Raw genomic sequence first — 12,441 nt, forward strand, 5'->3', positions numbered from 1 at the left:
GCCGACGTGCGCTATTTACTCTGCGCCGCCCTTGGCGATGCGACGGAAGATGATTTCCTTCATGATCTCGTTGGTGCCACCGTAAATGGTCTGGACCTTGGAGTCGAGGTAGTGAGTGGAAATCGGGTACTCGAGCATGAAGCCGTAGCCACCGAACATCTGCAGGCAGCGGGTAACGATGTCCTGCTGCTCCTCGGTAGTCCAGTACTTGGCCATGGAAGCGCCGGTCTCGTCCAGCTTGCCTGCGTTGTGAGCCATAACAGCCTGGTCAACGAAAGCCTGCAGGGCGGTGACGCGGGTAGCGATGTCGGCCAGGTAGTGGCCGTGGACCTGGTGCTGGATGATCGGGCGGCCGAATGCCTCGCGCTCCTGGGCGTACTTGTAAGCCAGAGTCCAAGCGCGGCGGGAAGTTGCGACAGAGCCGCAAGCCAGGGTCAGGCGCTCGTGTGCGAGGTTGGTGCGCAGGTAGCCGAAGGCAGCGCCCTCTTCGCCGAGCAGGTTCTCAGCCGGAACGCGGACGTTGTCGAAGTTGAGCTCAGCGGTGTCCTGAGCCTTCAGGCCGACCTTCTGTAGCGGGCCAGCCTTGGTGAAGCCCTCGAGGTCGGCGTCGACGATGAACATGGAGACACCAGCGCGGCCCTTGGATGGGTCGGTGATAGCTGCGACGAGAGCGAAGTCGGCCATCATGCCGTTGGAGATGAAGATCTTGGTGCCGTTGAGGACGTAGTGGTCGCCGTCCTTCTTGGCGAAGGTGCGCATACCTGCCAGGTCGGAACCTGCGCCCGGTTCGGTCATGGCGAGGCAGCCGATGGTGTCGCCGGCGTTCATGGAAGCCAGGTACTTCTGCTTCTGCTCTTCGTTGCCGAACTTAGCCAGGTACGGAGCGACCAGGTCGTTGAGAACGCCGAAGGAAACGACGATGGAGCCACAGTCAGCGTTGGAAAGCTCCTCGTTCAGGACCTGGTTGTAGCGGAAGTCCATCTCTCCGCCACCGCCGTATGCCTCCGGAGTGGACATACCAATCAGACCGAGCTCGCCGGCCTTCTTGAAGACCTCGCGGTCCGGCTGACCTTCCTTGTGCCAGCGCTCTACGTTCGGGGTGATTTCCTTCTCGACGAAGCCGCGAACCATGTCGCGGAACATGTTGTGCTCTTCTTCGAAGTGAGTACGGGGCAGAAAGTCCTTCATGACATGCTCCTAGAAATATTGTCGTGGAATTTTTGTCTTAAGGCCTTTTCGTACGTCGCAGATAAACGCTGCAGATAAACGCGATGGCCTCGGTTCATCGTCATAGTGACTATGACTGTTGTACCCCATTATGCATGAGTGTGATGAGAGACACTTGTTTTTTTAAAAGTTTTTTCCCGATTGGTGATGTGGAATCGCTTGACGACGGATATTGCGCCCAGCCTTCCCGGAAAACTACCCCCGTTGCGGTTGGGGGGTGCTATTGAATTCGGGCTATCGCCGACGGTCGGCAATGTTAGGTAATGCTAACCTACAAAGCCAGGTGGATGGCTATTTTTGTCATGTCTGCTAGTCGGGCCGCTGGGACTTTGGGGCGCGGGGGTTGTGTGTGAGAGATGGTTGCCATGGGGGTGATTAACGAAACATTCTCGTTTTCTTATTCCCATTAGTGCTGGTGGTCGTTAGTATGAGCATCAGGTGGAGACCGGTTCCCTTGATTATCCGAGCTTCTTCCACTGCAGTCATAGCAACCTCCAATTGCACTCGAAAAAATGACGCGACCCGTGCGCCGTCCCTGTGGAATGGACAGCGAGCAGGTCGCGTCATTTTTTATTTTTTATTGCTGCGATTAGGCGCTAGTCGGCAATCCCATCAATGTGCGCCAGCAGAGCAGAGTTGTAGTACTCCGGGGTCTCCTGGTTAAGCAGGTGCTTGGCCGGCGAAATGACGACCATGGTCGAGCCCGCGATGCCGTCGTGAAGCGAAGTGACGACGTCGAGTGATGTAGAGGTGTCTTGCTTGCCGGCGATGACCAGCGTCGGAGCGGTGATCTCGGCGAGGCGCTCGCGGGTGTCGAAGCGGGACAGTGCTCCGCAGGCGCCGATGTAGCCGTCATCGGGGCAATCTGCGATCATGTCGCGGAAGCGGGCGGGGAGCTCAGGGGTGGTGTCGAAGCACTCGTCGGTAAACCAGTTGCGGACGACAGCGTCTGCGAGCTCGACCGTGCCCTTGTCGCGCACGAGCTCGGCCTTTTCCTGCCAGGCCTCGGGTGTGCCGAATTTCGGCGCCGTCGACGACAGCGTCAGGCTGACCACGCGATCGGCATGTTCTAGTGCGATGGTCTGGGCGATAGCGCCGCCGAGGGATAGTCCCACAAAATGTGCGCGGTCAACATCCTCCTCGTCGAGGACCTCGATGATGTCGGCGGCCAAGTGGCTCATGTCCCACTCACCCTCGGGGATAGGGGATTCGCCATGGCCACGGACATCTGGCGTGATGACCTGGTACTTTTCGCTCAAAGCGGCTACCTGTGGCTCCCACATCCCCTGTGTGGTGCCCAGCGAGCCAATCAGGACAACCGTACCGTTGCCCTTGTGGTTGATTGCATGTGCGGTGTAGTCGATGGCCACGAGGATCCTCCTTGAAGACGTCGGCTGTGTCTGCTATTTCTCGGCGTTGCGAGCAGCTTCGGCGGCAGCCCGACCAGGGCCGTCGTCCTTCTTGGACTCTGCCTCAGCGGCTTCCGCGCGCTGCTTCGCCATGGACTCACGAGCGGCCTCCAGCCACCCCGGCATCTGCTCGAGCAAATCCTTAATCTCCGCCGTTGTCAGCGGCTTGTCCATGTCATTCTTCTTCAACGCCGTGATAGTAATGCCCAGCTTGCGGGCAACTTCCGGGCGCGGGTGCGGTCCGTTGCGGCGTAGCTCAGCGAGCCACTCCGGCGGATTGGACTGCAGTTCCGCAAACTGCGCGTGCGAAATCTCACCAGTGCGAAATTCCTCGGGTGTGGCCGGGAGGAAAATGCCAAGTTTCTTGGCTGCGGTTAGGGGTTTCATGGGTTCAACGCTAGCACCCATTCGAGTAACCTTGCGGAGTATGTCGACTCCTGAACCCGCCGTCCTGCGCATCGTGTTCGCCACCGGCACCAGTCCCGAGAAGTGGTTTCGCCGCTTTAGAGATCGGATTCCGGCAACACTGCACACCCACGCCGCCGACGATCCGATGTCCGACCTGGTCGGCGGTGCCGCTGACATGGCGCTGGTTCGGTTAGAGTCCGAAGGCTCGCTGCCCGAGTCGCTCCATCGCATCCGGCTTTACGACGAAGCCTGGGGCGTGGCCTACGAAAAAGAACACGTATTCTCCCTCACAGAGTCCGTGCCGGAGGAGCTGTTGGCGGACGAAACTGTGCTGCTGACCTCCGTGGATGCGGACGAGCTGCGACAGATGCTGCCTGTCGCAGCCACTGGTGCAGGTGTCGTAGTGGGGCCTCGCACGATTTTGAAGGCGCTATCGAAGAAGGCGGTGGCCTCATCGAACTTGGTGGCTGAGGAAGGTGCCACAGATCCGCTGTCCCGAACAGCTATTTGGTTGGTGTGGCCGAAAGCAGAGGACGACGAGCTCCGGCAGGAGTTCGTCGGCATTGTCCAGGGGCGTCGGGAGGGATCGACACGCACGCAGCTGGGGCGCAGGAAGGCTGACGAAGCTCCAAAGAAGTTGTCGGCCCGAGAAAAGACGCTTGCTAAGCAAGCCCGTCGGCAGCGCGCTGGGGCCGTCGTAAAGCATGCGCGCAGTGGCCGTGGCGGACGTCGAAGCGGTGGCGGAAGCGGGCGACCACGCAGGAGAAAGTAATCTTTTTACAATATTTTTGGCGTTTCGTTCGACGTGCGCGAAAAAATTAGCCACACTTGTAGTTATGGCTGAAAAGAAGCGCGATTTCACGATCCGAATGATGCGTGAAGAGGACTATCCACAGATCCAAGAAATCTATGAGATTGGCCTTGATACAGGACATGCATCGTGGGAACATTCGGCACCCGAATGGGACGAATTTATCGCTCTAAAGCGCGTTGACCTGTGTTATGTCGCAGTCGATGCGGAGAATCCAGACAAGATTTTGGCATGGGCATCAGCCGCGCCAGTGTCCAAGCGCCCGATTTTCAATGGCGTCATTGAAGACTCCATCTACGTCCACCCTGACGGGCAGGGCATGGGGCTGGCGGCGACGCTGCTGCAGAAGCTTATCGACGATGCCACGGAGCGCGGCTGCTGGTCGATTCACTCGTGGGTCTTTCCGGAGAATGTGGGATCGCTAAAGCTGCATCGAAAGCTTGGCTTCCGAGAAGTGGGGATTTACCACCACATGGCAAAGATGACCTACGGCCCAATGGCGGGGCAGTGGCGCGATGTCATTATTTTGGAAAAGCTCCTGGAAAAGCCAGAGGAGCGTGCGCTGAAGCGCGTCCAGGAAGAAGCAGAAGCCGCCGGTGAGCCGAACCGTCCGATTCTGGACAAGCTCGATCGCGCCGACGGCCAGGTGGGGGCATAGCTGCCGGGAGCTGTGGCTCCCGCGAATTAATTACTCGACGGTTTCCTTCAAAGGATCCTCGCGAACGAAGAACGCAATGATTGCCGCCAGAATAATCACTGGCGTTAGTACCAAGAAAATCGGCGTCAAACCATCGTTGTAGCTGGAGATCAGCGCTTCATGGATTGGCGCCGGCATGCTATCCAGTACATGCGGCGTTAGTGAACCAATCGACTTAGAGGAAAAGCCCTCCGGGCCCATCTGCTTTGCGAACTCCGCTGCAGCTTCCGGTGATGCGGCCTTGATTTGTTCGACAGCCGCCGGAACGCGTTCGCCTGCCAGGTCCTTCATCCGGTGGATGAAAATCGAACCCACAATGGAGGAACCGACCGCACCGCCAATCTGGCGGAAGAAGTTATTCGCAGCGGTAGCGGTACCGACCATGGCGACCGGGAAGGAGTTCTGCACGATGAGAACCAGAACCTGCATGCCGGTTCCCAGGCCGAAGCCCATGATGAACAGGTAAACACCAACCTGCCACAGTGGGGTGGTGGTCTCCAGCGTGGACAGCAAGTAGAGGGAGACAGCCATAATCATCAGGCCGACGAAGGGGTAGAAGCGGTATTTACCAGTCCGGGAAACAATCTGGCCCACGCCAATCGAGGTCAGAAGCATGCCGACCATCATCGGTGTCATCATCAAACCTGCAGCGGTCGGTGACATTGAGTGCACCATCTGCAGGTAGGTCGGAATATAGGCCATAGTGCCGAACATCGCGATACCCAGAATGAGGCCCGACACAGTCGTGAGCACGAAGTTCCGGTTATTAAACAAGTGCGTCGGAATCAGTGGGTTGGAAACGCGAGTCTCGGTGAGGAAGAACAGCACCCAGGAAACGACAGAGGCGCCGATAAGCGAGATGATGACCCCAGAGTTCCAGTCGTACTGTGTACCGCCCCACGTGGTGGTGAGAATTAGCGTCGAGGCAGCAGCGGTCAAGAACGTCGTACCGATGTAGTCGAAGTTTCCTTCGCGCTGGCGTCGGGGCAGCTTCAGGAAGGCCGCAGCTGCCGATAGTGCAACCACGCCCATCGGGACGTTGATCCACAGACCCCAGCGCCAGCCTGGGCCGTCGGTGAACCAGCCTCCCAGTACTGGTCCCAGCACGGAACTCAGGCCGAACACAGCACCCATGATGCCCATGTACTTACCGCGCTGGCGTGCGGGAATAACCTCGGCCAGGATGGCCTGTGAGGAAACCATCAATGTACCGCCAGCAAATCCCTGAAAAGCGCGGGCGGCGATGAGCAGGCTCATGGAGCTGGTGACTGCACCCATGACGGAACCGATTATGAACAGAGCGATGCCCATCATGAACAGGCCCTTGCGCCCAATCATGTCACCGAGCTTGCCGACAATCGGCATTGCCACAGTCTGTGCCAACAGGAATGCAGAAATAACCCACGACATGTGGTCAACTCCGCCGAGCTCGCCGACGATGGTCGGCAGGGCGGTGGCGAAAATCATCTGCCCCAGCGAGCTCATCAGCATAGTGAGAATGAGCGCGAAGAAGATGATTCCCAAGTGGGACTTGTTGCCAGAAACCGTGGTGTCGGTTTGGCCTTGAGCAGTGGTGTTGCTAGCTGTCACTATTCCTCCTCCAAAAATTTTTAACGACGTCGGCGGCGTCGTGAAGCGGTGTGTCTGTTGTGAATTCGTCCCGATGAGCCGATGAGTAGAGCACGCATTCGCGGACGAAACCGACTGACAGGGCTACCTCGTGCTCGACGGGCAGCTCGGGGTGCGTGCGCGACTGTGGATTCATCTCGAAATAGCGCTCAAATGCGGACCGGACGCGGCGCATTGAGCTGCCAAAATTGGAAATGACAACCGTCGAGAGCTTTGGCTCATTGCGCAAAATCTCGCGGATACGCTCCTTGAGCATGCGGTGAAATTCCTCGGTTGCCCCCAGCTCTTTATATCGGAGTAGCTGGGATCGCTGCTTTTGCTCAATGAAATCGAGCATGTCCGCGATGGGGTCTTGATGGGTTTGGGCGAGAAATGTCTCTTCATCGTCAGCATCGAATGACATGATGCCGTTGCCGAAGATGGATTGATCCTTGGAGTCGAAGTAATTGAAGAATGTGCGTCGACTGATATTGACCCGCTGGCAGATGTCTTCGATGTTGACGTGGTCGTATCCGCGATCCAACACAAGAGTGGTTGCGGCATCGGCCAAAGCGCAGTGTGTTTGAAACCTTTTGAGCTCCCGGAGACTGCATTCGGGACGTTCGCCCGGGTCCAATCTGGGAGAAGCTTTTTCATCAATCTGCACAAGGTGCAAAGTTACACCGAGTGCAATGTGGTGGCAAGTTGACTAATCAACATAAAGTTTGCCGCAGGGCGCATCCCCGGCGGTATGGCAGGGGTCGAATGGGGGACACGAAGTCACTCTCCGATCATTGCGAATGGAGAGTACCAAAACAAAGGACCCCGGAGTCTCTCAACGAAGTGAGACTCCGGGGTCTTATACGGAAGGTGCATTCACACCTTTGAGCTCAGAAAAGAACTAGTCACGATCAGTGTTGGCCATTGCCAGCACGTCGAGGCGCTTGTCCAGCTCTTCCTCGGTCAGCTTCTCGCCGTCGACGAAGCCCATGTCGATAACAGTCTGACGGATGGTCTTACCTTCCTTCAGAGCGGTCTTAGCGACCTTAGCTGCGTTCTCGTAGCCGATGGCGGAGTTCAGCGGGGTCACAATCGACGGGGAGGACTCAGCCAGAGTCTTCATGCGCTCAACGTTCGGCTCGATGCCGTCAACCAGCTTCTCGGCGAAGACGCGTGCGGTGTTCGCCAGCAGCTTAGCGGACTCCAGCACGTTACGTGCCATGACCGGGATGAAGACGTTCAGCTCGAATGCGCCGTTAGCGCCCGCGAACTCAACAGCGGTGTCGTTGCCCAGAACCTGCGCTGCGACCTGGGTAGCGGTCTCACACAGAACCGGGTTGACCTTGCCCGGCATGATGGAGGAACCCGGCTGCAGGTCCGGCAGGTGAATCTCAGCAAGACCGGTCAGCGGGCCGGAGCCCATCCAGCGGATGTCGTTTGCGATCTTGTTCAGGGAGACTGCGACGGTGCGCATAGCGCCGGAGAACTCAACCAGGCCGTCGCGGTTAGCCTGAGCCTCGAAGTGGTTCTGAGCCTCGCGCAGCTCCTTGATGCCGGTCAGCTCGACGAGCTCAGCGGTGACCTTGGCGCCGAAGTCCGCCGGGGTGTTCAGGCCAGTGCCAACAGCTGTACCACCAATTGGCAGCTCGCCCAGACGCGGCAGGGTGGCCTCGATGCGCTCAATGCCAGCCTCAATTTGGCGAGCGTAACCGGAGAACTCTTGACCCAGGGTCACCGGGACAGCATCCATCAGGTGGGTGCGGCCGGACTTAACAACGGTCTCCCACTCCTTGGCCTTCTTAGCCAGGGACTCCTGCAGAACCTTCAGGCCCGGGATGAGGTCCTTGACAGCTGCCTCGGTTGCTGCGACGTGAGTAGCAGTTGGGAAGGTGTCGTTGGAAGACTGGCCCATATTGACGTGGTCATTCGGGTGAACCTCAACGCCGTTGGCCTTTGCGATGGATGCAATGACTTCGTTGGTGTTCATGTTGGAGGAAGTGCCCGAACCGGTCTGGAAGACATCAATCGGGAACTCAGCATCGTGCTTGCCTTCAGCAATTTCCTTGGCAGCGGCGACGATGGCATCTGCCTGCTCAGCAGACAGCAGGCCGCGGTCCTTGTTGACGATGGCGCAAGCTGCCTTCAGCAGACCCATAGCGCGAATCTGTGCAGACTCCAGCGGACGGCCGGAAATCGGGAAGTTCTCAACTGCACGCTGAGTCTGTGCGCGCCACAGTGCGTTAACCGGAACCTTGACCTCGCCCATAGTGTCGTGCTCGATGCGGAACTGCTGCTCTGTCATTCGTTGCCTCTTTCAGTTAGGGGAACTTGAGTGCGTGCACAACGGCCGATTTCGCATGTCATTTTCATGCGATGCAGAGCCGCTAGCGCATTCGCCTTCAAGTATGAATCAGATTGATAAAAAAGTGGTGCCCTGAGGGCACCACTAAAGGGGTAGTTACCTACAGATCGATGTTCGGCATCTCACCGGAGCCGTAGTCGATGGTGGCGTACTTACGCAGCTTCTCCAGAGAGTGGAAAGCCTCGATGCGGCGAATGGTGCCGGACTTGGAGCGCATAACCAGCGAGCGGGTCCATGCACCGTTACCGCGGTAAGCGACGCCGCGCAGCATGTCGCCGTTGGTGACACCGGTGGCAACGAAGTAGCAGTTGTCGGATGCAACCAGGTCATCGGTGGTCAGAACACGAGAAAGATCGTGTCCAGCGTCGAGAGCCTTCTTAATTTCAGCCTCATCGCGCGGGTGCAGTTTGCCCTGGATCTCGCCGCCCATACACTTCATGGCGCATGCGGTGATGACACCTTCTGGGGTGCCGCCGACGCCCATCATGATATCGACGGAGTTCGTGTCCTGCGCTGCGGCAACAGCGCCGGCAACGTCACCGTCGCCGATGAGGCGAACCTTGGCGCCAGCCTCGCGGATGTCACGAATCATGTCAGCGTGGCGCGGGCGATCCAGCACGACAACGGTGACATCTTCCGGACGCAGACCCTTGGCCTTAGCGACGGCCTTAATGTTGTGCTCAACCGGAGCCTCGATGTCAATCTTGCCGGCAGCCTCCGGGCCAACAGCAATCTTGTCCATGTAGAACACAGCCGATGGGTCGTACATGGAACCGCGGTCTGCAGCGGCAAGAACAGCGATGGAGTTCGGGCGGCCCTCAGCCATCAGAGTCGTGCCGTCAATCGGGTCAACCGCGATGTCGACGGCCGGGCCTTGGCCGTTGCCGACCTTTTCGCCGTTGAACAGCATCGGGGCTTCGTCCTTTTCGCCCTCGCCAATAACAACGACACCGTTCATAGCCACGGTGTTGATGAGCTGACGCATGGCATCGACGGCAGCGCCGTCGCCCTTTTCCTTCTGACCACGACCGACCCACTGACCAGCTGCCAGTGCAGCGGACTCAGTAACTCGGACGAGCTCCATCGCAAGGTTGCGATCTGGTGCTTCAGGATTCGAGGCGTTCATTGACTTCTGGCCCTTCCGTCGTTTTCTAGGAACTCTTTTGAGGTTTGAGAATGTGCTGGGAGACGCCACGCCGGGAAACCGGGGCTTAGCGCTGCAACAATTTCTATTAATCGATGTTTGGCGCGACCTTTTGAGCGCCATTGCATCTGTTACTAGTGTTCCACCTTTTTGGTGTTCGGGGGTGGACGCAGCGCCAAAGTGGGGGGAGCTTCAGGGCTAAACCCCCACATCACGCGGGTATCAAGAGTTTGTTCCGGCGTCAGTTCGCTTGACGACGTCGACAGCGCTCGTCATCAAGTATTGCTAGCCGCAGCTGTGCGGATGCGACTGATGACTAGGTTCGCTGCGGGGCCTTTGGCATACTTGAGCGCGTGGCGAATGAGAAACCTAGGATTTTGCAGGACAGTCGAGACATGATTCTCACCCTCGTGGTGATGTTTCTTGCGGTGGCTGTCACCATCGGCTTTACCGGCCTGTGCAGTTTTAACCCCGGGAAGCCGGAAAACGGTCCGGTGCGCGAGGTCGATGCCGCCCCATTCGTGAACATGGAGGCTCGGCGCGTGGACTATCCAGTTCGCCTGCCGAAGGTGCCTGAGGGCTGGACTTCAAACTCGACCCGCGCGGGTATGGCGGCGGGGAAGCAGACGACCATTATTGGCTATGTCACCGCTAGCGGAGCATTCGCCCAGGTCACGCAAACAGATGCGGAAGCAGGTCAGCTGCCGGATGACGGTAAGAATCGTCTCCGCGACGGTACCACTGACGTGGAAGGTACAACCTGGACTAAGTATGTGCCGGCTGAGGACAACGTGCGTCGCGTATGGGTTGGGAACCTCGGTGACTCCCGCGCAATTATCGAGGGCACTGCCAACGACGAGGAGTTCACACAGTTGGCGGCGGCTTTGCAGAAGGCCGAGCCAATCGATCCGGACGCGACAATGCCGGATCCGTCACAGCCGCAGCAGACTGCGTCCGAGACGCCGTCGGCACCAGCAAAGTAAGCTGAGTTGAGAGGTCGCCTGGGTCGATAATTCCAACTAGCGCGATAAAATAGCTGAACTCAACTATCGGCCACGAGATGAGAAACGACGTGCACTGACGATCGTTTCTCGTCTCTTTTTATTCCTCACCGCCCGCATTCTCGGCCGAAGCCGCGGCATCCTGATTCTTGCTGGCCAAGGCGGCTTCAACTTTTGCCCGTGCGCCAGCTAAATGTTCCTCGCAGCGGCGGGCCAGCGCCTCGCCTCGCTCCCACAGCGCCAGGGATTCATCCAGGCTCATCTGTCCGAGTTCTAGGAGCTTGACGGTCTCAACCAGCGCATCTCGCGCCTGCTCGTAGCTCAGGTTCTCCACCGGTACCTGTTCCTCCGAAGAGGGAGCCTGACCCGCGCCGAAAACATTGTCATTCATTAGCGAATACGTCCTTCACATCTAGTAATTAAAGCTTCAAGGTTGGAAAAGTCAGTGCTTATTAATTCGCCGGCTTCGTAGCGAGCGTTGCTGCAGAGATGGAGCCGTCACTGACGCGAATTCGCAGTTGGGAACCCATCGGAGCATCTGCAATAGAGGTCACAATCTGTGGTTCTGGCTGAGTAGCCGATTGTGCCTGCACGATGGCATAGCCGCGAGCGAGTGTGGCAGAGGGGCCAAGTGCTGAAACCTTGCCGCGCAATCCCGATACCACTGCTTCCTCGCGTTCCAGACTGCGGTGGATGAGAAAACGCAGCCGATCGACCTGCGCTGTGACAAACTCTTCACGCACGCGGATGGGAGTGAGCGGATCGCGCAGTACCGGCCGCGACGTCAAATCCCGCAGAGTAGCTACTTCACGGTCAACCCATCGCCGCAGGGATGCCGAGGTGCGTTCACGCAGCTGTGCAATTAGGCGGCGTTCCTCAGCAGCATCGGGCACTGTTTTCTTTGCTGCATCCGTCGGTGTGGCAGCACGTAAGTCAGCGACATAATCCAACAGTGGAGTATCCGGCTCGTGTCCGATCGCAGAAACCACCGGTGTTGTCGCCTTACTCACCGCACGAATCAGCGCCTCATCTGAAAAAGGCAGCAAATCTTCGACACTGCCACCGCCACGGGCGACGATGATGACGTCGACCTCCGGGTCGGCGTCGAGCTGTGCCAGAGCCTCAATAATCTCCGGAACAGCCTTGGCTCCCTGCACAATTGTGTTGATTACCCGGAAATCCACCTCAGGCCAGCGGGCACCCGCAACCGAAAGCACATCGCGTTCAGCTGCCGAACCGCGACCGGTAATCAACCCGATCTTGTTGGGGAGGTAGGGCAGAGGGCGTTTCAGCCGTGGATCAAAAAGGCCTTCCGCCGCTAGCGCTTGGCGCAGCTGTTCCAGCCGTGCCAATAGTTGCCCCAAACCTACGGGCCTCCACTCCGTAGCCCACAGGGAAAACTGCCCCCGCCCGGCATAAAACGCAGGCTTGCCCAAAACCACTACGCGGTCGCCGTTGCGCAACGGATTATTACGCAGTGCCGCAGTAGAACAAGTCACCGACACCGAAAACTCCGCGGAGGTGTCACGCAGAGTGATGTAGGAGAGCTTCCAACTCGGCTTGGAGTTGACCTGGGCGATTTCCCCCTCGACCCAAATCTGTCCAAGGCGCTCAATATAGTCCTTGACTAACTGGTTCAGGCGCCGAACCTGAACCGGTTTCTCGGCCGACGTTTCCAATTTCGACATACATCAACACTTACACGATGGGGCGGATCGCCCTGCTAATAAACGCAGGTTGCCCACAGGCTAAATTTGCCTGTGGGCAACTGTGA

At 58.1% G+C, this 12,441-nt stretch carries 12 protein-coding genes; 3 read left to right on the forward strand and 9 right to left on the reverse strand.

The window, feature by feature from the left end:
• Positions 1-15: 15 nt before the first annotated feature.
• From HMPREF2860_RS09060 to HMPREF2860_RS09070, 3 genes are all read right to left on the reverse strand, one after another.
• Complete coding sequence (locus HMPREF2860_RS09060) at positions 16-1,188, reverse strand: acyl-CoA dehydrogenase family protein (RefSeq protein WP_038626156.1); 1,173 nt, start codon at positions 1,186-1,188, stop codon at positions 16-18.
• Between the two features lie 635 nt (positions 1,189-1,823).
• On the reverse strand, positions 1,824-2,597 hold the full coding sequence (locus tag HMPREF2860_RS09065) for an alpha/beta fold hydrolase (protein WP_049181651.1): 774 nt from the start codon (positions 2,595-2,597) through the stop codon (positions 1,824-1,826).
• A gap of 33 nt (positions 2,598-2,630) precedes the next feature.
• Complete coding sequence (locus tag HMPREF2860_RS09070; RefSeq protein ID WP_070628935.1) at positions 2,631-3,023, reverse strand: DUF5997 family protein; 393 nt, start codon at positions 3,021-3,023, stop codon at positions 2,631-2,633.
• 40 nt (positions 3,024-3,063) lie between these two features.
• Here HMPREF2860_RS09070 and HMPREF2860_RS09075 point away from each other — a divergent pair, with 40 nt between their 5' ends.
• Both HMPREF2860_RS09075 and HMPREF2860_RS09080 read left to right on the forward strand, forming a co-directional pair.
• Positions 3,064-3,816: a type 2 periplasmic-binding domain-containing protein gene (locus HMPREF2860_RS09075; protein ID WP_049181647.1), complete on the forward strand. Its 753-nt coding sequence runs from the start codon at positions 3,064-3,066 to the stop codon at positions 3,814-3,816.
• Positions 3,817-3,880: 64 nt separating this feature from the next.
• A complete protein-coding gene (locus tag HMPREF2860_RS09080; RefSeq protein ID WP_038626150.1) occupies positions 3,881-4,513 on the forward strand; it encodes a GNAT family N-acetyltransferase in 633 nt (210 codons plus the stop codon).
• Positions 4,514-4,543: 30 nt separating this feature from the next.
• Here HMPREF2860_RS09080 and HMPREF2860_RS09085 read toward each other — a convergent pair whose 3' ends face one another.
• The 4 genes from HMPREF2860_RS09085 to glpX form a co-directional block, all read right to left on the reverse strand.
• Positions 4,544-6,142: an MDR family MFS transporter gene (locus HMPREF2860_RS09085; RefSeq protein WP_070628831.1), complete on the reverse strand. Its 1,599-nt coding sequence runs from the start codon at positions 6,140-6,142 to the stop codon at positions 4,544-4,546.
• Positions 6,132-6,731: a TetR/AcrR family transcriptional regulator gene (locus tag HMPREF2860_RS09090; RefSeq protein WP_236658591.1), complete on the reverse strand. Its 600-nt coding sequence runs from the start codon at positions 6,729-6,731 to the stop codon at positions 6,132-6,134. Before HMPREF2860_RS09090 ends, HMPREF2860_RS09085 begins: the two co-directional genes overlap by 11 nt.
• A gap of 330 nt (positions 6,732-7,061) precedes the next feature.
• The gene (locus tag HMPREF2860_RS09095; protein WP_048733835.1) at positions 7,062-8,462 is read right to left on the reverse strand and encodes a class II fumarate hydratase; all 1,401 of its coding nucleotides are present in this window, start codon (positions 8,460-8,462) and stop codon (positions 7,062-7,064) included.
• Between the two features lie 160 nt (positions 8,463-8,622).
• Complete coding sequence (glpX, locus tag HMPREF2860_RS09100) at positions 8,623-9,648, reverse strand: class II fructose-bisphosphatase (RefSeq protein ID WP_048733837.1); 1,026 nt, start codon at positions 9,646-9,648, stop codon at positions 8,623-8,625.
• A 371-nt stretch (positions 9,649-10,019) separates the two neighbouring features.
• Here glpX and HMPREF2860_RS09105 point away from each other — a divergent pair, with 371 nt between their 5' ends.
• Complete coding sequence (locus tag HMPREF2860_RS09105) at positions 10,020-10,649, forward strand: DUF4245 domain-containing protein (protein WP_083309521.1); 630 nt, start codon at positions 10,020-10,022, stop codon at positions 10,647-10,649.
• Positions 10,650-10,767: 118 nt separating this feature from the next.
• Here the strand turns inward: HMPREF2860_RS09105 and HMPREF2860_RS09110 are convergent, their stop codons facing one another.
• Entirely contained in the window at positions 10,768-11,058 is a 291-nt protein-coding gene (locus HMPREF2860_RS09110; RefSeq protein WP_049181637.1) for an exodeoxyribonuclease VII small subunit, read from the reverse strand.
• Between the two features lie 61 nt (positions 11,059-11,119).
• Entirely contained in the window at positions 11,120-12,355 is a 1,236-nt protein-coding gene (gene xseA / locus HMPREF2860_RS09115) for an exodeoxyribonuclease VII large subunit (protein WP_049181635.1), read from the reverse strand.
• Positions 12,356-12,441 lie beyond the last annotated feature (86 nt).

This window comes from Corynebacterium sp. HMSC064E10, from assembly GCF_001812505.1.
Taxonomy (GTDB): Bacteria; Actinomycetota; Actinomycetes; order Mycobacteriales; family Mycobacteriaceae; genus Corynebacterium; species Corynebacterium amycolatum.